The 18,068-nt window shown below is 72.6% G+C and carries 20 protein-coding genes and 1 pseudogene; 16 read left to right on the top strand and 5 right to left on the bottom strand.

What is annotated here, in order from left to right; genetic code table 11:
• Nucleotides 1-18 precede the first annotated feature (18 nt).
• The 4 genes from DAETH_RS06990 (at nt 19) to DAETH_RS06975 (ending at nt 3,079) form a co-directional block, all read left to right on the top strand.
• Nucleotides 19-216 carry a hypothetical protein gene (locus DAETH_RS06990; RefSeq protein ID WP_264777194.1) on the top strand — a complete coding sequence of 66 codons (198 nt, stop codon included), beginning with the start codon at nt 19-21 and terminating at the stop codon, nt 214-216.
• 33 nt (nt 217-249) lie between these two features.
• On the top strand, nt 250-720 hold the full coding sequence (gene greA / locus DAETH_RS06985; RefSeq protein ID WP_264777193.1) for a transcription elongation factor GreA: 471 nt from the start codon (nt 250-252) through the stop codon (nt 718-720).
• 183 nt (nt 721-903) lie between these two features.
• Nucleotides 904-2,409, top strand: coding sequence for a 4-alpha-glucanotransferase (malQ, locus tag DAETH_RS06980; RefSeq protein ID WP_264777192.1), 1,506 nt, complete (start codon nt 904-906; stop codon nt 2,407-2,409).
• A gap of 97 nt (nt 2,410-2,506) precedes the next feature.
• Complete coding sequence (locus DAETH_RS06975) at nt 2,507-3,079, top strand: cob(I)yrinic acid a,c-diamide adenosyltransferase (RefSeq protein ID WP_264777191.1); 573 nt, start codon at nt 2,507-2,509, stop codon at nt 3,077-3,079.
• A 525-nt stretch (nt 3,080-3,604) separates the two neighbouring features.
• Here DAETH_RS06975 and DAETH_RS06970 read toward each other — a convergent pair.
• On the bottom strand, nt 3,605-4,717 hold the full coding sequence (locus tag DAETH_RS06970) for an N-acetylmuramoyl-L-alanine amidase (RefSeq protein WP_264777190.1): 1,113 nt from the start codon (nt 4,715-4,717) through the stop codon (nt 3,605-3,607).
• Between the two features lie 142 nt (nt 4,718-4,859).
• Here DAETH_RS06970 and DAETH_RS06965 point away from each other — a divergent pair, with 142 nt between their 5' ends.
• The 10 genes from DAETH_RS06965 (at nt 4,860) to DAETH_RS06920 (ending at nt 13,647) form a co-directional block, all read left to right on the top strand.
• Nucleotides 4,860-5,486, top strand: coding sequence for a hypothetical protein (locus tag DAETH_RS06965; RefSeq protein WP_264777189.1), 627 nt, complete (start codon nt 4,860-4,862; stop codon nt 5,484-5,486).
• 120 nt (nt 5,487-5,606) lie between these two features.
• Complete coding sequence (locus DAETH_RS06960) at nt 5,607-6,836, top strand: RICIN domain-containing protein (RefSeq protein ID WP_264777188.1); 1,230 nt, start codon at nt 5,607-5,609, stop codon at nt 6,834-6,836.
• 376 nt (nt 6,837-7,212) lie between these two features.
• On the top strand, nt 7,213-7,704 hold the full coding sequence (locus DAETH_RS06955) for a hypothetical protein (protein WP_264777187.1): 492 nt from the start codon (nt 7,213-7,215) through the stop codon (nt 7,702-7,704).
• Between the two features lie 271 nt (nt 7,705-7,975).
• The gene (locus tag DAETH_RS06950) at nt 7,976-8,428 is read left to right on the top strand and encodes a DUF1775 domain-containing protein (RefSeq protein ID WP_264777186.1); all 453 of its coding nucleotides are present in this window, start codon (nt 7,976-7,978) and stop codon (nt 8,426-8,428) included.
• A gap of 51 nt (nt 8,429-8,479) precedes the next feature.
• Nucleotides 8,480-8,878, top strand: a complete 399-nt coding sequence (locus tag DAETH_RS06945; RefSeq protein ID WP_264777185.1) for a copper resistance CopC family protein — start codon at nt 8,480-8,482, stop codon at nt 8,876-8,878.
• A 73-nt stretch (nt 8,879-8,951) separates the two neighbouring features.
• Nucleotides 8,952-9,887 (top strand): CopD family protein, encoded by a 936-nt coding sequence (locus DAETH_RS06940; protein WP_264777184.1) that lies wholly within the window; start codon nt 8,952-8,954, stop codon nt 9,885-9,887.
• Nucleotides 9,888-9,977: 90 nt separating this feature from the next.
• The gene (locus DAETH_RS06935; protein ID WP_264777183.1) at nt 9,978-10,925 is read left to right on the top strand and encodes a response regulator transcription factor; all 948 of its coding nucleotides are present in this window, start codon (nt 9,978-9,980) and stop codon (nt 10,923-10,925) included.
• Nucleotides 10,922-12,301: a sensor histidine kinase gene (locus DAETH_RS06930; protein ID WP_264777182.1), complete on the top strand. Its 1,380-nt coding sequence runs from the start codon at nt 10,922-10,924 to the stop codon at nt 12,299-12,301. The genes DAETH_RS06935 and DAETH_RS06930 overlap by 4 nt, the downstream gene beginning before the upstream one ends.
• A gap of 39 nt (nt 12,302-12,340) precedes the next feature.
• On the top strand, nt 12,341-13,030 hold the full coding sequence (locus tag DAETH_RS06925) for a hypothetical protein (protein ID WP_264777181.1): 690 nt from the start codon (nt 12,341-12,343) through the stop codon (nt 13,028-13,030).
• A gap of 83 nt (nt 13,031-13,113) precedes the next feature.
• Entirely contained in the window at nt 13,114-13,647 is a 534-nt protein-coding gene (locus DAETH_RS06920; RefSeq protein WP_264777180.1) for a hypothetical protein, read from the top strand.
• Nucleotides 13,648-13,650: 3 nt separating this feature from the next.
• Here DAETH_RS06920 and arsB read toward each other — a convergent pair whose 3' ends face one another.
• The 4 genes and pseudogenes from arsB to DAETH_RS24635 all read right to left on the bottom strand — a co-directional run.
• Nucleotides 13,651-14,934, bottom strand: coding sequence for an arsenical efflux pump membrane protein ArsB (gene arsB, locus DAETH_RS06915; protein ID WP_264777179.1), 1,284 nt, complete (start codon nt 14,932-14,934; stop codon nt 13,651-13,653).
• 82 nt (nt 14,935-15,016) lie between these two features.
• On the bottom strand, nt 15,017-15,427 hold the full coding sequence (locus DAETH_RS06910; RefSeq protein ID WP_264777178.1) for a response regulator: 411 nt from the start codon (nt 15,425-15,427) through the stop codon (nt 15,017-15,019).
• A complete protein-coding gene (locus tag DAETH_RS06905) occupies nt 15,424-16,227 on the bottom strand; it encodes a sensor histidine kinase (RefSeq protein ID WP_264777177.1) in 804 nt (267 codons plus the stop codon). The genes DAETH_RS06910 and DAETH_RS06905 overlap by 4 nt, the downstream gene beginning before the upstream one ends.
• A gap of 82 nt (nt 16,228-16,309) precedes the next feature.
• Nucleotides 16,310-16,903 (bottom strand): annotated as a pseudogene (locus DAETH_RS24635) (PAS domain-containing protein); the annotation flags it as partial.
• Nucleotides 16,904-16,999: 96 nt separating this feature from the next.
• Here DAETH_RS24635 and DAETH_RS24630 point away from each other — a divergent pair.
• Both DAETH_RS24630 and DAETH_RS06895 read left to right on the top strand, forming a co-directional pair.
• Entirely contained in the window at nt 17,000-17,443 is a 444-nt protein-coding gene (locus DAETH_RS24630; protein ID WP_406585105.1) for a response regulator, read from the top strand.
• A gap of 7 nt (nt 17,444-17,450) precedes the next feature.
• Entirely contained in the window at nt 17,451-17,891 is a 441-nt protein-coding gene (locus DAETH_RS06895) for a response regulator (protein WP_264777175.1), read from the top strand.
• The last annotated feature ends 177 nt before the right edge of the window (nt 17,892-18,068 follow it).

The raw sequence follows: 18,068 nt of genomic DNA, 5'->3' as shown, positions 1-18,068 counted from the left end.
CGCGGGGTATCCTCGGCCATGACACCCGCGAACGCCCAACGGCGCGCCGTCCTCCTCCTGACCGCCGGGCTTCTCACCCTGGTTCTCTCCCTGGTCCTCGGCACCTTCTGGAAGGCTGACGCGGCGGCGGGCTTTCTGCTGGGCCTCGCCGTGGTGTGCCTCATCGCGGGCCTGATCCTCGTGGCCCGGGGAGGTGGGTGGCGAACGGGAGCATGAGTGCCCCTCCCCCCTGCCCTATACTGGGCCGCCATGACCAAACAGCGCATCCCCATGACGCAGCGCGGCTACGACAAGCTGGTCGAGACGCTGGACCACCTCAAGACCACCCGGCGCGAGCAGATCAGCGAGTACATGGGTTCGGCCATCGCCGACGGCGACCTGCGCGAGAGTGCCGCTTATGACGAGGCGCGGATGCAGCAGAGCGAGAACGAGGCGCGCATCGTGGAGATCGAGGACCAGCTCGAACGGGCCCAGATCGTCGCCGAGGACGCGGCGGGCGGCGCGGGCCTGGGCGCGAGGGTGCGTGTGCGCGACGAGAAGGGCGTCGAGCGCCAGTTCGAACTCGTGGGCACCTACGAGGTGGACGTGCTCAAGAACCGCATCAGCGACGCCAGCCCTATCGGCAAGGCGTTGAGCGGCAAGCGACCCGGGCAGACGGTGACCGTGCCCCTGCCCAGGGGGACCGCCAGGTTCGAGGTGCTCGAAGTCACCTACGACTGAGCCCCGGAGAGGTGCGGGGGACGGGACCCGGGAACGGCCCGTCCTCCCGTCTTTCCTCTTGTTTCAGAAAGCCCCGGCCCGCCGGAAATGGTCCTGCCCGCCCGGTGGGAACGGATACAATACAGCGGCTTTCTGGAATCACTTCCACTCTATCCCCCGCTCTCACCCAACGGAGGACTTCTCATGACGATCAAACGCTCCAGCGGCGTGCTGCTCCATCCCACCAGCCTGCCCGGCCCCTACGGCATCGGGGAACTCGGCGCCCACGCCCGGAAGTTCGTGGACTGGCTGGCGGGGGCGCGGCAGCACTACTGGCAGGTCATGCCGCTCGGGCCGACCGGGTACGGGGACAGCCCCTACCAGGCCTTCAGCGCCTTCGCCGGGAACCCGTACCTGATCGACCTCACCACCCTGCGAGAGGAGGGCTTGCTCCAAGCGAGCGACTTCACGGAGCTGCCGGGCTTCGACGAGAATCGGGTGGACTTCGGTTTGCAATACGTGTGGCGCAATCAGATGCTGGAGCGGGCCTACGCGCATTACGCCTCGGGCGGGGCGCCGAACCTCAAGGCCGACTTCGAGACCTTTGGGCAGGAGGAAGCCGCGTGGCTCGACGACTACGCTCTGTTCATGGCGCTCAAGGACGCGCACGGCGGTCTGCCGTGGAACGCCTGGGAGCCCGACACGCGCGACCGTGAGCCGGGGGCAATGGCCACCGCCCGCCGGGAACTCGCCCCCGCCATCGAGCGGGTGAAGTTCATCCAGTTCCTGTTCTTCCGGCAGTGGAGGGCCCTGCGGGAGTACGCACGGGAGCGCGGGGTCGGCATCATCGGGGACATCCCGATCTTCGTGGCGATGGATTCGAGCGACGCCTGGGCGAACCGGGAGGGGTTCTTCTTCGACGACCGGGGGCAGCCGACCGTGGTGGCGGGCGTGCCACCGGATTACTTCAGCGAGACGGGGCAGCTCTGGGGCAATCCGCTCTACCGCTGGGACGTGATGCGGCAAGACGGGTTCCGGTGGTGGATCGAGCGGTTCCGGGGCAGCTTGAGGCTCTACGACCTGATCCGGGTGGACCACTTCCGGGGCTTCGCCGGGTACTGGGAGATTCCCTTCCCCGCCGAGACGGCGATCCACGGGCGCTGGGTGCCCGCGCTGGGCTACGAGATGCTCGCCGCCGTGAAGGAGGCGCTGGGTGACGTGCCCATCATCGCCGAGGACCTGGGCGTGATCACCCCCGACGTGGAGCGGCTGCGCGACGACTTCGGGCTGCCGGGGATGGCGGTGCTGCAATTCGCCTTCGGGGGCGGCGACTTCAGCGTGAACGCCTTCCTGCCGGGGAACCTGCGGGAGAATCAGGTCGTCTACAGCGGCACCCACGACAACGACACCTCACGCGGGTGGTGGCGGAGCGCCGCCGAGAGCGAGCGGCACAACTTCCGCGTGTACTCTCACAGCGACCCCACCGAGGAGACGTTCGCCTGGCAACTCGTCCGCATGGCCTTCGAGAGCCGCGCCAACCTCGCCGTCGTGCCGCTGCAAGACCTCCTCAACCTGGGGAGCGAGGACAGGATGAACCTCCCGGGTTCGACGGGCCCCCAGAACTGGACCTGGCGTTACCGGGAGGGAGACCTGACGCATGAACTGGCCCAGCGGCTCCGCGAGCTGACGGAGGCGACGGGGCGGGCGTAGAGGAGTGTTGCGAGGAGTGGGAGCGAGGGCGAAAGCTTTGGCTCCCGCTTCCCTTTTTCCCACTTCCCACGCCCCGCGACCCACTACCCTGTCTTCCATGAAGCTCTATACGAAGACGGGCGACGACGGCTCCACCGGGCTCTACGGCCCCGAGCGGGTGAGCAAGACGCACGTCCGGGTCGAGGCGTACGGCACGGTGGACGAGCTGAACAGCGTGGTGGGCCTGGCGCGGGCGCACAACATGGGGAGCGGGCAGCCCGACGCCACCCTCGACGCTGACCTCGAATACCTCCAGAATGCGCTGTTCGACGTGGGCGCCGACCTCGCCACCCGGCAGGGAAGCGTCTCGGCGAGCAAGATCAGCCGCATGGACGCCGAGGACGCCGCCTTCCTGGAGGCGATGATCGACCGCTACCAGGAGGTCGCGCCCGTCTTCAAGGGCTTCGTCCACCCGGGAGGAACCGCCACGGCCGCCGCCCTCCATGTCGCCCGAACGGTCGCCCGGCGCGCCGAACGTGTGGCGATTGGGCTCGCGGGGGTCGAGGAGGTCAACCCCCACGTCCTCGTCTACCTCAACCGCATCTCCGACCTGCTGTTCGTGATGGCCCGCGCGGCGAACCAGACGGCGGGACTGGAGGAGCACGCCTGGACGGTGAAGGGGCGGCGGTAGCGGGAAGAGTCGAGTTCAGACCCTCGCAGAGAGCTGACAGCCTCCTGACAGCGGCATCGAGGGTTCGGGGCGCAGTCAAGGCACTCACTTCACAGCAAAAGCGAACAAGTGCTGTGGTTGAAGGACCCGACTGCCGCTCCGGTGGGTTTCCAGGCACAACACAACGTCTCCTTCCGGCCTGTGACACTGACGAGTGCCCGTCCCTCTCGGTGAGTTGCCAACAGTAATCACGTTCAGCCTGGAGGTCGTCTGAATGGGTTGGTTGAAAAATGCCCTGGTTTGCGGCGCAAAGACTTCTCCGAAGCACGACTCCGTGATCTGGCGGCCCTCAAAAGGAAGACCCTGCAAAGGAATGCACTCGACGTTCTTCGCTTGATATTCGCTCAGTCGCGCCTACATCTGCCGTTGCTCAGGCGAGCCTGGCGTGAGGTTACGCGTCTCCTTGAACCGACTGTCTTTACACCCCAACAGGATCGCACTTAACAGAAGGCAACCCATCAGTTTATGTATGCCGGAGTCCACTCCCTACTCCGCGTGCACGAAGTCCAGAATTGCCCGCGCAATCGCCGTCGCCACCCGGTCGCGGTAGGCGGGCTGGGCGAGGCGGGGGCCCTCGACGGGGCTGGAGCCGAAGCCGATCTCGATGAGGACGGCGGCGGTGGTGGGGTTGCGGATGACGTAGAAGGCGTCGGTCTGCACGCCCCGGTTCTGGGCGCCCGTGGCGGCGATCAGCCGGGACTGGACCTTCTGAGCAAGCTGGCGGGAAAAAGACATCTTCGCCTGGGCCAGGAGGTCGCCGAGGAGGTTCTGGGCGTTGTTCGCGGCGCGGCGGGTGAGTTCCTGGCCGAGGCTGCCGCCGCCGTTCTCCCGCACCGCGAGGCTGCGGTTCTGGCCCGCGAGCGGCTGGCCGAAGTAGTACGTCTCGATGCCCTGCCCGGCGGGGTTGGTGGAGGCGTTCACGTGGATGCTCACGAAGGCGCTGGTCTTGGCGTTGGTGGCGAGGCGTGAACGCAGGTTGAGGTCATCGGCCTTGTTCGCGCTGAGGTGCTTGTTGCTCTCGCGGCTCATCACGACCTCGACGCCGTGCCGCCGCAACTCGTCGCGCACCCGGCGGGCCACGTCGAGGGTGACCTCCGCCTCGGTGACCCAGCGGCTGCGCATCCCCTGGTCGATGCCGCCGTGCCCGGCGTCGAGCACGACCACGGGCCGGAGGGGACGGGCCGTGCCCGCCGGGCGCGTGACGGCGGCGGGGGACCGGGCGGGCGGGGCGGAAGAGCGGGCCGCCGCCCCCGTGGGCACGTCGATCACCAGCCGGGGGGGCTGTCCACTTTTGGCAGGCAGGACGGTCGCCGTCGCCTTTCCCCGGCCGGGGGCGAGGGTGAGCGTGACGGTCTTGCCCGCGACCGCAAAGCCGGTCACGCCGGGCGCGCTCAGGCGGCCCCGGGCGGCGGCGAGGGGCACGCTGAGCTTCACGGTCACCCGCCCGCCCGCGACCCGGGTGCTGGCGGAGGGGGTGCCCGAGGAGGCGGGGCGGGGCAGGTCGAACACCAACCGCGTGTAGCCCGGGTGGGTGCCCACGCGCGGCGCGGCGACCGCCGAGGACAGGGCGAGCGACAGGAGAAGGAAAAGGCGCTTCACAGCGCAGGGAGTGTACCCCGCCGCGCCCCGGGGGCGCACGAGAAGGGACGAGCCGGGGCGCGGTCCTCGCTCCTTCCCGGGCTGAAGCGGGGCTGACGGACCCGCTCACCGGGCTCAGGGGCCGGACGCTAGGGTGGGGCGCATGAAGCGCTTTCTCCTTCCCCTGCTCGCCGCGCTGACCCTCGGGGCGGGCGGGGCCGTCACGTTCGGCGGGCTGAACGTGACCCCCCGGGGGCCGCAGAAGCTCAACCTCCAGACGGGTGCCACCGAGTTGCCTCAGGGGGGCACCGCCACCGACGCCCGAACGGGGCTGAGGCTGAGCGCCGGGCGGATGGAACTGCAACCCGGCGAGCGCCTGACCGCCCGGGAGGCGACGGTCACGACCCGGCAGGGCGGCACCCTACGGGCTCAGAGCGTGGCTTACGACCTGAGGAGCGGCACGGTGACGGCCTCGGGCGGGGTGACCTACACGGACGCTCGGCTCAGGGACCTGAGGGCCGACCGCCTCGTCCTGCACGTGAAGACGGGCTTCGTGAGCGCGCTCGGCGCCGTGCAGTCCCAGACCCCGCCGCTCAGCGCCGCCGCCCTGGCCTTCGACGCGAGCACGTCCCAGGCCGTGCTGGCGGGTCCGTACCGGGTGAGCACGGGAGGCCTCCAGGCCGGGCCCGGCGGACGCCTGCTGCTCGTCTTCGGTGGCAACCGTCTCCTGCGCGTCACGCCGAACCCCGACGCGGTGACCGTCACCCGTTTCGCCCCCTACCTGAAATGACTGGTGGGATTGGCTTCCGTGGGGTCGGTGGCCGCGCGTCCCCTTTTCTGATCGAAACATCAGGAACGTGAAGTTTTCGATTTCATTAAGGCTGAGTCGTCTGTATCCTCCTCAAGTTTTATGACGTCAAATCAATTCCGCAACCTCCGCCCCCTCGGGCTCGCCCTCGCACTCGGTCTGCCGCCGCTTTTCACGGCCTGCGGCAGCGCACGCGCGCCCGTCACCACGGCGGCGGTCGAGTCGCTGGCGCTGCCGACGGCCGGACAGACCTACACCATCTCGAACCTGTGCTCGGGCAAGAACCTTGACGTGCAGGGGGGATCGGTGACGAACGGGGCGGCCATCGTCCAGCAGGCGCCCTCGGGCGCGGCCAGCCAGCAGTGGAGCCTCCAGGCGACCGACGGCGGCTACTACAAAGTCCTGGCCCGGCACAGCGGCAAGGGCATCGACGTGTCGAACGCCGCCACCTCCGCCGGGAGTCCTGTCGCCCAGTGGGACGCCTGGGGCGGCACCAACCAGCAGTGGCGGTTCGAGGACGTGGGGAACGGCGCCTACGAGATCGCTCCCCGCCACGCCCCCGGGCTGCGACTGGACGTGCGCGGGGCCTCGACCGCCGACGGCGCCGCCATTCAGGTCTACGGCGACAACAACACCTGTGCCCAGCGGTGGAAACTGAACCCCGCGCAGGCCGTCTCCGCCCCGACGACCACGGCCCCTGCCCCGGCTCCCGCCCCCGCCCCCACGGTCGCGCCCACCGTGACCCGGCGCGTGATGCCCCTCGGGGACTCCATCACCGACGGGTACAACATCCCGGGGGGCTACCGCATCGCGCTGCTGCCCAGGCTCGCGGCGGCGGGGCTGCCCACGGACTTCGTCGGCTCGGCGCGAAACGGCCCCTCGGCCCTCGCCGACCGTGACCACGAGGGGCACTCCGGGTGGCGCATCGACGAGATCGCGGCCCAGGTGGACGGCTGGCTCGACCGGACGCAGCCGGACGTCGTGCTGCTCATGATCGGCACGAACGACATGATCCAGGGCTACAACCTCAGCGGCGCTCCCGCCCGGCTGGGCGCCCTGCTCGACCGCATCGCCGCCCGGCGGCCCTCCGCCACCGTCGTCGTCGCCTCCATCACGCCCCTGAGGGACGGAACGCACGACGCCCGCGCCCGAGCCTTCAACGCGGCCCTCCCGGGGCTGGTGAGCACCCGCGCCTCCCAGGGGAAGAAGGTGCGCTTCGTGGACGCCTACTCCCGGCTCGGCCTCGGCGACCTCGCGGACGGGGTTCACCCCAACAGCGCCGGGTACGCCAAGCTGGCGGAGATGTGGCTGGGCGCCCTGCGCGGCCTCTGAGCCAAAGGTCCCCGTCACGACGAAGGGCGCCCAACGACCGGGCGCCCTTCGTCTGTTCGCCTCCCGCCGTGAACGCGGGGAGCCCTGGGAGCGTGTTGAAATGCGCGGAGCTGGACCATTCCCCACCCTCTCTACAAGGGAACTCTCAGGGCTGCACAGCCGAGGAGCAAATACCGCCCCGGCACCAAAGGCATGAGGAATGCCGCTCCCCCTCCCAGGTAGGCGTTGAGAGGCCCGGGTCTGCCCGCGCTGGATGAGCCGGGCAAAGGGACGACGTCCCCGTGGTCCTCACGCGCCTCCCGGAGCCAGGCGTGGCCCCATGATGCCCCCGCCTGAAAAGGACACGTTCCCCCCAGCCCTGTCGTATCTTCTCGATGTGCGGTCATATGACGGACGGGGCGCCAGCCGACGCTGGCTGCTCGCCTGTCTGTGCCTGCTTGCCTCGCTGGTGTACCTCGGCCGCGCCAGCGGACCCTCCAACCCGGCCCCCTTCTCCACCGTTCAGGGCCGTGCGGTGGAGACTCGGGCCACGCCGCAAGCCCACCTCGTTCCCGAGCGGAACTTCCGTGCCCCAGACGAGATGGACGGCAGGGCCACGGCGGATAAGGCGGAGGGCCACCGCTCATCCCCGGAGCACCGCGCTTCCGAACGGTTGGGCGCCGCCCCCAATGCCCCGCCTGCCGGACACCCTCACGCGGCCCATTGCCCCTTCTGCTTCACCTCGGCCTTCGCCCTGGAAGCGGACGGGGCATTTCTGGTGACCGTCGGCCGCTGGCGGCCCGTCCGGCTCCCTGCCGCCGCCGTCCGGCCGTCCCTCGCCGTGTTGCGACACGCCGACCCGCGCGCCCCACCCGCACGGCAGGGCTGAATCCGGCTCGCCCCAGCGGCACCGGCCGACCACCCTTCGGTTCCCCGGACGTCCGAGCCGGGCGGCCCGGCTGGCTCCTCGGTCTATCCCTGGCCGTCCACCCCGGCGGGGGCGCCTTGACCTGACCGGCGCCCGGTCCATATGGGCGCGGTGGCCGACCGGCCCTCCCTGAACCTCGCCGGAGCCTTCAGCCCTGTGAACGCCCCACGGGCCGCCGGGATGAACAGACCCGGCCGAGAACCTGACCTCTCTTCCCACTCCTGGAGCCCCTATGACCTCCCTGACCCGCACGCTGGCCCTCGTCACCGCCCTGCTCCTCCCCGTCGCCGCCGCGCACGCCACCGTCCGCACCGAGACGGGGCGGACCGAGAGCAAGGTGGGCGCCTCCGAGACGTACCGCCTGGGCGTCCCCACCGAGAAGGACGTCAGCACCACCGGGGTTCGCCTCGTCGTTCCGGCGGGGGTGGCGATCACCCGCTTTCAGGTCATGCCCGGCTTCGTGCGGACGGTGAAGACGAACGCCGACGGCTTGGTGACCGAGGTGACTTGGCGGGGCCGGATCGCGCCGCAGGAGTACGCCCGCTTCTTCTTCCAGGCGCGCAACCCGGAGCAGGCGGGCACCCTGAGCTGGAAGGTGTACCAGACCTACGCCGACGGCTCGGTCGTCGCCTGGGACGACACCGACCCCGAGAAGACGCCCGCCAGCAAGACCACCGTCAAGTAACCTTGCTCCCGTCCGGGGAGGTAGTTTTCTCCGCCTCCCGAGAGGTTCCACATGAACAGACTCCTCCCCCTCGCCCTCCTGGGCACCCTCGGCCTGGCCCTCGCCCACACCGAGGTGACCTCCGTCACCCCCGGCCCGCAGGCGGCCGTGGCCGCCCCCAGGAGCGTGCTCCTCAGGTTCAGCGAGCCCATCGAGCTGCGCTTCAGCACCTTCCGGGTGATGACCCTTCCCACGGGCAAGACGCCCGAGGCCGCCGCGAAGCTGGCGCTGGCCCTGGGGGCCGACGCGCCGGAGCTGGCGAACACGCCGTTCACGGCCAGGAGCCTGGCCGCGCAGCTCGCCCTCCCCCTCAAGCCCGGGCTGAAGTCCGGGACCTACGTGGTCGCGTGGAAGATTCTCTCCGACGACGGTCACCCCGTCACCGGCCAGAGCGTCTTCCGCGTGCGGTAGCGGGGCCCCGCGCCGTGTCCTGCTCCTGCTGCCACGCCCGGGCCCGGGGCCTCAAAGGTCCCCCGGAGAGGTCGTGTCCCCGGGGACGCGCGGTCCGCCGGGCGGTCAGCACGTGACGGCGGCCCTCGCCAGCTTCCTCGTGTTCGTGGGCTTCGCGGGGCTGTTCGGGGGTGCCGTGGCCCGGCGCCGCCTGGCCGGGGTGACCGTGCCGGGTGGCTGGCCGCTGTGGTGGGGCGTCGGCGCGGGGCTGATCCTGGCGGGCGTGGTCCTGGGGGTCGGCACCACCCTGGCCGTGCTGGGCTTCACCGCCCCCGGGGACGTGCTGGCCTACCTGACGGCCACGGGGCCGGGCCGGGCCGCGCTGACTACGCTGCTCGGCACGGCGCTCCTGCTGGCGGCCGGGGTCGGGGGCTGGCCCGAACGGCCGTCGCTGGGCGTGACCGGGCTGGGCGCCGCCATCACGGTCTGGGGCATCGCCGGGCAGGGGCACGGGGCCGACCACGGCCTGCTCGTGCGGCTGGCCCACGCCCTGCACACCGGGGCGATGGCGCTGTGGGTGGGAGGGGTGGCCGCGCTGTGGGGCGGGCGGCTCCGCGACTGGCCGGGGGCCGCCCGCGCCTTCACCCCCCTGGCCGTGGTCGGCGTCGTCATGCTCACCGTGAGCGGCCTGTGCATGGGCCTGGAGCACGCCGGGCCGATCAGTCAGTGGCCGAGGGAACCCTACGGCCGGTTGGTGCTCGTCAAGGTGGCCGTGTCCGCCGCCGCCCTCTACGCCGCAACGCGGGTCCGCCGGCACCTGAGTCGGCGGGAGCGGCCCCGGGGGGAGTTGCTGCTGGAACTCACGCTGCTCGTGCTGGTCCTGGGCCTGACGGCGGTGCTGGTGAACAGCGATCCCGGCCAGCACGGGGAGACCGGGACCAGCCGCCGAGCGTCTCCCCTGGTGGCCTCGCCAGCCCTGGAGGCACGACATCCGGCTCCCCTTAAAAATCTGCTCGTCCGCCGACCCTGACCCTCACCCGGGGGACAGGCTGAGAAGGGCGCGGTAGACGGGGAGAATTTCGAGCGTGGGTCGCCGTGCCTCACCGCGAATCGTCTGCTTGTGCCGGAGCGCCGCCCGCATCTCCCCCTGACCGTCAGGACGACGAGGATCAGGGGCGCGACGAGCAGGCCGAGCGGGGCGGAGACGACGTGCCGCCTCGGCGCGGTGGTGGCGGACCGCACCACCGCGACCCCGGTGGGCCGCCCAAGACCGGCGGGGGTCGTCGGGCTCCGGGCCTCCGCCGTGGTGGGGAAGTGCTCCCGCGCGCTGCTCGCCGACCGGTTCAGCGCGCGTTCAGCCTTCGCCCGCTACAGTACCGGCATGTCCACCCCCCGGCCACGCGTGCTGATCGTGGAGGACGATCCCGGCATCCGCGATCTGCTCGAACTCGGCTTCCGGTACGAGGGCTACGACGTGGCGTGCGCGGCGAGCGGCTCCGAGGCCCTGAGCCTGTTCTCGGCGACCTCGCCGCACGCCGTCATCCTCGACCTCGGCCTGCCGGGCCTGGACGGCGGCGCCGTGCTGCGGGCCGTCCGCGCCCAGGGCGGCACGCCGGTCCTGATCCTCACCGCCCGCGACGCGGTGGCCGAGCGGATCGCGCACCTCCAGGGGGGGGCGGACGACTACGTGGTCAAGCCCTTCGTCTTCGGCGAGCTGGCCGCCCGGGTGCAGGCGGTGTTGCGCCGCACCCAGCCGCAGCTCGGCCGGGAGTGGCGGTACGCGGACCTGTGCCTCGACACCCAGCTCCGCGAGGCCTCGCGCGGGGGGCGGGTCCTCGACCTCAGCCCACGGGCGCTCGACCTGCTCGCCACGTTCCTGCGCTACCCCGAGCGGGTGCTGTCCAAGGCGGTGCTGCTCGACAGCGTGTGGGGAGCGGAGTTCCTGGGAGACGACAACATCGTGGAGGTGTACGTGCGCCAGCTGCGCCGGGCGCTGGGCGAGCCCGAGCTGCTGCATACCGTGCGCGGCTCGGGGTACGTCCTGCGGCGGAGGGACGAGGCGGGGTGAGCCTGCGCGGGCGGCTGCTGCTGGCGCTGCTGGTGCTGCTGACGGCCACGCTCGTGCCGCTGGGGGTCTACCTCGGGCTGCGGGTGGGGGACTTCGCGCGGGAGCAGGCCGCCCGCGCCCTGGCGGGCCAGGTGGCGGTCGTGGCGCGCGACGGCGAGGCGGGCACGACGCGCGAGGCGCTCACCCTGCTGCAATACGAACTTTTCAACCTCGCCCTGACCCGGGGCACCTGGGGTCTGATCGTCACGCCGGGCGGGGTGCTGTACTCCGACAGCGGCCCGCACTCACCTCCCCCCCGCTCGGTCGTCGAGGAGGTGAGGGCCAGCGGCGCCGGGGAGTGGGGCGGCCTCCAGCTCGCGCGCTCGGGCGACGCGGTCATCGGGCTGGCGGTGCGCGAGGACGAGGTGCGCACCCTCACGCGGGACGTGCTCCTCGCCTACGGCCTGGGTGCCCTCCTCGCGTTCGTGTTCGCGGGTCTGCTGGGCGCCCTGCTGCTGCGGCTGGGCCTCGCGCCCCTGCGGCAGATGGCGCGCCGGGCCGAGCACCTGTCGGCCGCGTCGCTCGCCGAGCGCCTGCCCGAGACGGGGACACGCGACGAGGTGCAGTCGCTGGCCGTCAGCCTCAACCGGATGCTGGCCCGCCTCGACGACGCCTTTACCCGCCTGCGCGCCGAGGAGGAACGCACGCGGCAGTTCGCGGCGGACGCCAGCCACGAGCTGCGCACGCCGCTGACCGCTCTTCAGGGCGGGTTGGACGTGCTGGAACGGGTCAAGGACGACCCCGCCGCGCGTGACCGGCTGCTGGAGGGCCTGCGCCGGGAGGCACGCCGGGCCGGGCGGCTGGTCAACGACCTGCTCACGCTGACCCGCCTCGGCGCGGGCGAGGCGCTCCTCGCCGAGCGGTTCGACCCCGCCGCGCTGCTGCGGGCCGTGGCGCAGACCGCCTCGGACCTCGCGCCGCACCTCCACTTCCGGGTGGAGGCCGACCGGGCGGAAGTGTGGGCGGACCGCTCACGGGTGGAGGGCGCCGTGTGGAATCTGGTGCGCAACGCCGTGGCCGCGACGCCCGGGGGGGAGACCGTCACCCTGCGTGTTCGGGAGGAGGGGCCGGGCGTGACCGTGAGCGTGGTGAACCCGGCCGAGGTCGAGCCCGAATTTCTGGAGCGCATGTTCGGCCGCTTCGTGCGGGGCCCGGGCAGCGGGGAGGGCAGCGGGCTGGGGCTCGCCATCGTGCGGGCGACCGCGCGGGCGCACGGCGGCGAGGCGTTCGCCCGCCCCACGCCCGGGGGTCTGGAGGTGGGCTTCACCCTCCCGGCCGGGATTCAGCGCACGTTCAGCGGGTCACCCGGGGACGCTCAGCCCCCGCGCCTACCTTGACTCCGCAGGGCGAGAAGGCTCGCCCGAAAGGAGCAAGGCATGAGACAGATTTTCCTTACCACGTTGCTGCTCGGTCTGGGAGGCGCCGCCCTGGCGGACGCCCCCACCCAGCCCACCCTGCCCGGGGCGGTGGCCCAGGCGGCACCGGCCCCTCTCCCCGCCCCCGGGGTGAATCTGCCCGGCCAGGCACGTCCCGGCACGCCGGGTCCCCAGCGGGAGGCGCCGCGCCCGCCCGCACCTGTCGGCTGTGTCGCTCCTCAACCAGGCCCCGGCCGCGCCGCGCCCACCCCGGCGGTCCCGGGGCAGACGGGGGCCCGGCCGGGAACGCCGCCGCCGGTCCAGCCCCCCACACCGCCACAAGGCGCCGCTCCCACGGGACCGACCACCTCCGCCCCCGTGGCCCGGCCCGGCACGGCCATAGCTCCAGCGCCGCAGGGGGCTCCGGCCGTCCCGGGGGCGCCCGTTCCCCCGGCTCCCACCGCCCGCCCCGGCACGCCTCCTTCCCCGCCGGAGTGCGGCCCCGCCGGGCAGAGTCCACGGGGAAGCGCGGCGCGGGTCTCCCGCGTGGACCAGTTGCTCGCCCGGACCACCGACGCTCGGGTGCGCGGTTACCTGCGAGAGGCGCGCGTGTACCTCCTGAGCACGGACCGGGCGCGGCAGGAGGCGGGCCGGGCCCTGCTGCGGGCCGCCGAGGCCCTGCTGGGGACTCCGCCCGCGCCGCGCCGCTGATCAGCTTGGGGTGAGGCGCGTAGGGTAAGTTCAGGGCGGGGGGCGAGGCCGTGGCCCCGCCCCTTTCGCCGATGGAGGCCCCCGTGCGTGCCGTGTTGCTGACTCTCGCCCTGCTGACCCCCGCGCCCGCCGCGCCGCCCCCCCGGCCGGGCCCCCCGCCCCCGCCGAGGGAGGCGCTGCTCGCCTTCGAGGAGGCGCAGGGGTACCTGCGACGGGCGCGGGCGGTCACGGGGGCCCTGGAGCCGGGCGCGGTCCTGGTGCAGGACACCCCGGCCGGGCGGCGCCTAGTGGTTCCCCTGGAGTTCTCAGGCCGGACGGTGGCGCGGGCCTTTGTGACCACGGGGGGCGACCTCGTGCCGCGCGGCGGGGAGCGGGCGCTGCCCGGGGCCGGGGTTCCCACGCTCGGAGCGCAGGCCCGGGCGCGGCTGGCGGCCCAGGTCGCCGGGCTCACCCTGTCGAGCTTCGCGCGGGTGGTCGGGCCGCAGGTCCACTGCTACCTGCTGAGCGGGACTCAGGTGGTGGCGGAACTGCACTTCGACCGCAGGAGCGGGCAACTCCTCGAAGACCGGGGGCCCCCGGCCCGGCCCGGGCCTGCCCCGCCATCTCCCCGGCCCTGACGCTCAGCCCAGGCGCAAGGCGAGGGCGGCGAGCGCGACGAGCAGCACCGGCAGCGTCACCAGAGCGCCCAGCCGCAGGTACTCGCCCCAGGACACGTGCAGGCCGCGCCGCTCCAGCAGCCCCAGCCACAGCAGCGTGGCGAGGCTGCCGATGGGCGTGAGCTTGGGCCCGATGTCGGCGGCGACCACGTTCGCGTACACCATCAGCTCCCGCGCGGCGGGCGGGACGGAGGCGTACTCGATGCTCAGCGCCCCGATCAGGACGGCGGGCAGGTTGTTGGTCACGGCGGAGAGGGCCGCGACCAGGCCGCCCGTCCCGAGGGTCGCCGCCCAGGGGCCGAGCGGGGCGAGGGCCGTGAGCCCCCCGGCGAGGAGGGCGGTGAGGCCCGCGCCCTGCAGGGCGTACACCACCAGATACATGCCCAGCGAGAAGACGACGACGTCCCAGGGCGCCGCGCGCAGGACGGGACCGACCGCCCGCCCGCGCCCCCTCGCCGTGAGCAGCAGGGCCAGCGCCGCCGTCAGGGCCACGGCACTCACCGGGAGGTGCAGCGCCGGGGCGAGGAAGAACCCGGCGAGCAGCAGGCCCATCAGCCCGGCCCCCACCCCACTGGTCACCGGGTCGCGCAGGGCCCCGGCCGCCTCCGGCAGCGCGCCGGGGTCGTAGCGGGGCGGCAGGGACCGGCGAAAGAGCGCCCACAGCACGCCGAGGCTGGCGGCGACGACCGCGAGGTTCACGGGCAACATGACGCCCGCGTAGCGCGTGAAGCTCAGGCCGAACAGGTCGGCGGTGATGATGTTGGTGAGGTTCGACGTCACGAACGGCAGGCTGGCAGCGTCCACGACGAAGCCCACGGCGAAGAGGACGGCCACGGACGCGGCCCGGGAAAAGCTCAGCAGCCCGCACAGTTCGAGCGCGATGGGCGTGAGGATCAGGACCGCGCCGTCGTTGGCGAAAAGGGCCGCGAGCAGGGCCCCGAACAGCACCAGCAGCACGAAGAGGCGCCCCGTGTGCCCACCGGCGAGGCGGGCGACGTGCAGGGCCAGAAAGCGGAAGAGCCCCGCCTCGCCCAGCAGCAGGCTGAGCACGATCAGGGCGACCAGGGTGAAGGTGGCGTTCCAGGTGGCGCGCCACACCGCCAGGAGGTCCGGGAGGTGGACGAGCCCGAGCAGCAGCGCCAGGAAGGCCCCGATGGCCGCGCCGAACGCGACGCTCAGACCCCGGGGGCGCGCGATCACCAGCCAGAGAGTCAGCGCGAAGACCAGGGCGGCGAGGACGGCGTTCACCCCGTCTGCCGGGGCGGGAGGCCTGAACGGTTGGACAACACGGCCCCACTGTACCCGGAGCGGGGTGGCGGCGCGGGCCGGGTTACCCGTCGGGGGCGGGCGTGTTCAGGCGCAGCCAGTACAGGCCGAGGGTCTGCACGAGCGTGCGCAGGGCCTCGGCGTTCACGGGCTTGACGAGGTACGAGGTCGCGCCCACGTCGTACGCCCCGCGCACGTCCCGGGGCTCGTGCGAGGTGGTGAGCACCACCACCGGCACCCGCGCGAGGTGCGCCTGCGCACGCAGCCAGGCCAGCACCTCCAGCCCGCCCAGGCGCGGCAGCCTGAGATCGAGGAGCACGAGGTCGGGGGGGCGGGGCGCCGCGAGTTCCTCCAGGGCCTGCTCGCCGTCGCGCGCCACCCGCAGCGTCACGTCGAGGTCGGTGCCGCCAAACGCCCGCCGGATGAACAGCACGTCGTCCGCGCTGTCCTCGACGAGCAGCACGTCCGCGTTCACGCCGCCTCCCCGGGAGCGAGCGGCAGCTCGAACCAGAAACGGCTGCCGCCCCCCTCGCGCGGCCGGACGCCCACGCGGCCGTTCATGCGCTCCAGACCCTTCCTGACGATGGCGAGCCCCACCCCGGTGCCCGGGTACGCCTCCAGGGTGTGCAGCCGCTCGAACACCCGGAAGATGCGCTGCTCGTGCCGGACGTCCACCCCGATGCCGTTGTCCTCCACCCACACCCGCCGCAGGCCGCCGCGCGTCTCGGCCCACACCCGCACGCGGGGCCGCACGCCGGGCGCGACGAACTTCAGGGCGTTGCCGAGCAGGTTCGCCGCCACCTGCCACACCGTCGCCTCATGGCCCCACACGGTGCCGAGCGGCCCGGCGAGGTCCACCTCCGCGCCGCCCGCCTCCACCTCGGCCCGCAGGCCCGCGAGGATGCTGCCGAACACGCCGTCCAGGCTCACCGGCCCGGGGCGCAGTTCGGCGCGGCCGAGGTGGCTGTACGCGAGCAGGTCGCGGATAAGCTCGTCCATCCGCTCGGCGCTCGCCCGGATGCGGCCCAGCATGTCCCGCCCGTCCTCGTCGAGGAGCGGCGCGTAGTCCTGGGTGACCGCGCTGGCAAAGCCGGAGATCGAGCGCAGCGGGGCGCGCAGGTCGTGCGCGACGGTGTACGCGAAGGCCTCCAGTTCCTCCCCCTGCGCGCTGAGTTCGCGGGTGCGTTCCCGAACGCGGCGTTCCAGGGTCCGGTTCAGTTCCTCCAGCTCCCGCTCGGCCCGCTTGCGGGCGGTGATGTCCCAGTTGATCTCCACAACCGCGCGTACCTCGCCGCCCGCGCCGCGCCGCCTGACGGCTGAGCACCACGATCTCCTCGCCGCCGCGCGTGCGGTGCGTCAGCTCGCCCTCCCAGTAGCCGTGCCGCAGCAGCGCCCGGTCCACGGCCCCCTTCGACTCGGGAAAGCGCGTGCGCAGCAGGTCGTGCGTCACCCGCCCGAGCGCCTCCCCGGCCGTGTAGCCGTACATCGCCGTGGCGGCGGCATTCCAGCTGGTGACGCGGCTCCCGGGGTCGCGCAGGATCACCGTCTCGTTGGCGAGGGCGAGCAACTCGGCCTGCTCGCGCAGGGCCTCCTCGTCCCGCCTGCGCTCGGTCGTCTCCACGACAAGGCCCGCCGCGCCGAGCACGCGGCCCCCCTGTCCGCAGAGCGGGTACGGGGTGAGAAGCCAGGTGCGCTGCCTCCCCGGCGCGGCGGGCGTCTCGCCCACGACCTCGGTGGCCGGGCCGACCTTCCCCGTGCGCAGGGTTTCCTCCAGGCCCCGCACGACCCCGGGCGGCAGGTGCGGCAGCAGCTCGGGGACCGACCGGCCCACGTGCGCCTCGGGCGGCAGGCCGTTCATCTCGGCGAGCGCCCGGTTGACGCGCACGTACCGCGCGGCCGTGTCGAACAGGGCGAAGCCGACCGGCGCGCGGTCGAAGGCCTCGGCGAACATTTCCAGCAGGTCGCCGCGCCCCCCCTCCTGTCCCGAACTCGTCATGCCCCACCCTCCCGGACTCCGACGATACCAGGGCGGGTACAATGGAGCGGCATGCAGCCCTATGTGCTCCTGATCGAAGACGACGCGCAGGCAATCGAACTGGGCCGCCGGGCCTTCGCGGGGCACGGCCGGTTCGACGTGACGGCCGTGCAGACCGGCCAGGCCGGGCTCGACTTCCTGCGGCGGGCGGGCGCCTTCCAGGGGCGGGAGGACACCCTGCCCGCCCTCGTGATCCTCGACCTGGGCCTTCCCGACATGCCCGGGCTCGACGTGCTCGACGAGATCAAGCGCGACGAGCGCCTGTCGTTTCTGCCGGTCGTGATCCTCACGGTAAGCGAGGAGGCGAACGACGCCCGGGCCGCGCGCGACCTCGGCGCGGCGTTTTTCATCAGCAAGCCCGTGGGGCCGGAGGAATTCGAGGCGACCGTGAACGCGGTGGGTCACTTCTGGTCGAACCTGTCGCGCACGCCGTCGGCGCCGCGCCCACGCTGGTAGGCCGGCGATGGCGGGGCGTCACGTGCTGCTGGTGGACGACAACGAGACGGACGTGATCCTCGCGCAGGCGGCGCTCGAACTGTCCGGGCTGGGCGCGGTCGTGTCGGTGGCCCGCGACGGAGCCGACGCCCTCGCCTTCCTGCGGCGCGAGGGCCCGCACGCGAGCCGGGGCACGGGTGATCCCCACGTCGTGCTGCTCGACCTGAACATGCCGAGGATGAGCGGCCTGGAGGTGCTGGGAGAACTGCGGCGTGATGCCCGGCTGCGCCACCTCCCGGTCGTCATGCTCACCACGTCGCAGGCGGACGGGGACGTCTACAGCAGCTACGCGAGCGGCGCGAACGCGTACGTCGTCAAACCCGTCTCGTTCGACGGCACGGTGGAGGCGATGCGCACCCTGACGGCCTTCTGGGTGGCCCTCAACAACACCGTCGGGGACCAGGGGTAGACGGCGCGGGAGCCCACCTGCGGCCGTCAAAAGCCCCCGGGCGCAGGCTTTTCTCTCCTCTCCCTCCATAGGGGGCCGGGCGTTGCTTGGCCCTGGGGGAGCGACGGGGCTGGTCACACGCCCCCTCACCCGTTGCTTCGCAACGCCCTCTCTGCTTCGCAGCTTTGCAGGTCCCAC

Origin of the sequence: Deinococcus aetherius, assembly GCF_025997855.1 — a bacterium.
Taxonomy (GTDB): domain Bacteria; phylum Deinococcota; class Deinococci; order Deinococcales; family Deinococcaceae; genus Deinococcus; species Deinococcus aetherius.
The sequence above is the reverse complement of the archived record's forward strand: the minus strand, read 5'-3'. Positions and strand labels throughout refer to the sequence as shown.

Excerpts from the sequence above, each read along its gene's own strand:
- DAETH_RS24630 (WP_406585105.1), top strand. The coding sequence starts at position 17,000 with ATGCAGCCCTATGTGCTCCTGATCGAAGACGACGCGCAGGCAATCGAA.
- DAETH_RS06975 (WP_264777191.1), top strand. The coding sequence starts at position 2,507 with ATGAAGCTCTATACGAAGACGGGCGACGACGGCTCCACCGGGCTCTAC.
- DAETH_RS06990 (WP_264777194.1), top strand. The coding sequence starts at position 19 with ATGACACCCGCGAACGCCCAACGGCGCGCCGTCCTCCTCCTGACCGCC.
- DAETH_RS06950 (WP_264777186.1), top strand. The coding sequence starts at position 7,976 with ATGACCTCCCTGACCCGCACGCTGGCCCTCGTCACCGCCCTGCTCCTC.
- DAETH_RS06925 (WP_264777181.1), top strand. The coding sequence starts at position 12,341 with ATGAGACAGATTTTCCTTACCACGTTGCTGCTCGGTCTGGGAGGCGCC.
- DAETH_RS06895 (WP_264777175.1), top strand. The coding sequence starts at position 17,451 with ATGGCGGGGCGTCACGTGCTGCTGGTGGACGACAACGAGACGGACGTG.
- DAETH_RS06965 (WP_264777189.1), top strand. The coding sequence starts at position 4,860 with ATGAAGCGCTTTCTCCTTCCCCTGCTCGCCGCGCTGACCCTCGGGGCG.
- greA (WP_264777193.1), top strand. The coding sequence starts at position 250 with ATGACCAAACAGCGCATCCCCATGACGCAGCGCGGCTACGACAAGCTG.
- DAETH_RS06945 (WP_264777185.1), top strand. The coding sequence starts at position 8,480 with ATGAACAGACTCCTCCCCCTCGCCCTCCTGGGCACCCTCGGCCTGGCC.
- malQ (WP_264777192.1), top strand. The coding sequence starts at position 904 with ATGACGATCAAACGCTCCAGCGGCGTGCTGCTCCATCCCACCAGCCTG.
- DAETH_RS06960 (WP_264777188.1), top strand. The coding sequence starts at position 5,607 with ATGACGTCAAATCAATTCCGCAACCTCCGCCCCCTCGGGCTCGCCCTC.